Source organism: Streptomyces anatolicus (assembly GCF_019400875.1).
Taxonomy (GTDB): domain Bacteria; phylum Actinomycetota; class Actinomycetes; order Streptomycetales; family Streptomycetaceae; genus Streptomyces; species Streptomyces anatolicus.
In genome coordinates, this window is record NZ_WMBF01000836.1 from 1 (window position 1) to 1,271 (window position 1,271).

The 1,271-nt window shown below is 71.8% G+C and carries 1 protein-coding gene; it reads right to left on the reverse strand.

Annotated features, from left to right (window positions below; all coding sequences use genetic code 11):
* Window positions 1-59: 59 nt before the first annotated feature.
* On the reverse strand, window positions 60-1,271 hold a 1,212-nt coding region (locus GKQ77_RS32835; protein ID WP_504739875.1), incomplete at its 5' end, for a mannosyltransferase YkcB-related protein.

Below are 1,271 nucleotides of genomic sequence, written 5' to 3' on the forward strand. Positions count from 1 at the left end.
TCCCCCGTGTCCCCCGGTCTTTTGGCTTTGTGGTCTCGCGGTGAGATGTCGTGCATAGGTCAGGACTTGGCCGCGTCCGCCGCGTCGTCCGCGTCGTCCGCGGTGCAGTGGTAAAGCGTCGGCGAGCGCCCCTCACCGGCGCGAGCACCGGCACCGTAGGTCGCGGGGTCGACCTCGGTGCAGGCCGACCTCACCCACGTGCTGATCTTCGAGTTCTCCGCTCCCGTCTCACGGGTCAGCGCGAACCTGACGTCACCGGCGGCGACGAGTTCCTGGTACTCGGCGAGCGACAGGGCGTCGCCGTGCATGCCGGCGATGGGGAGGACGGGCACCCCCTCGGCGTAGATGTACGGGGCCGCGCCCATCGCCGTCTCGGCGGACATGGCGTATTTCGCGTCGCCGTTGTGCTTCTGGACGTAGGCGAGGAGCTTGCTCTCCGCGGCGGTCAGCGAGGTGCGCGTGCCCTGCCCGAGGAGCCTCCCGGTGCCCGCGCTCTCGGGCCGCGGGCCGGCTGACGCGTCGAACGCCGAGCCCGCGTAACGCTCGTTCAGCACGGACAGGGACCACGCCGTCGGCGCGGCGAACATGGCCACGCACCCTGCCAGCAGTCCGGTGATCCCGGCCCGGCGGACGTTCCCCGGCGGGAAGCCGAGGGCCAGCACGGCGACGAGCGTGGCCACGACGACGAGCGGGATGAGCCAGGGCGCGAAGTCCGTGTAGTCGTAGGCCAGATGGACCGTCCAGGCGACTTGGACGGCGATGGCCGCGGGCAGCACCCAGGCCCTTCGGCCACCGGGCGCGGCCCGGTGCGCGCGCCACAGGGCAACGGTCCCCGCAGCGGACAGCGCGGCGATCGGGGGCGCGAGGATGGAGAGGTAGGCGGTGTGGAAGAGGTTGCCGAGGGCGCTGAGCACGAAGGCCGCCGTGACCAACCAGATGCCCCACATCAGGAATCCCGCGCGGGCCGGATGGGTGCGGGCGCTCTTGCGGTGCGTCGCGAGACCCATGACCAGGGCGATCACGGCGAGCGGATAGAGCCAGCCGATCTGCGGGGCCAGGGGGTTGCGCAGGAGCTTGAGCCAGAGGGAGGCGTCGGAAATGGGCTTCGAGGGCGCCCAGGTGCCGGGCCCCCCTTGCTGTCCCTGCTGCCCTTGCTGTCCCTGCTGCCCTTGTTGTCCCTGCTGCCCCTGCTGCCCGCCTTCGGCTCGCCCCTTCTGCCCGTCTCCGGACTGCCCCTCACGCCCCTGCTGCCCCTCCTGCCTCTCCCCGGA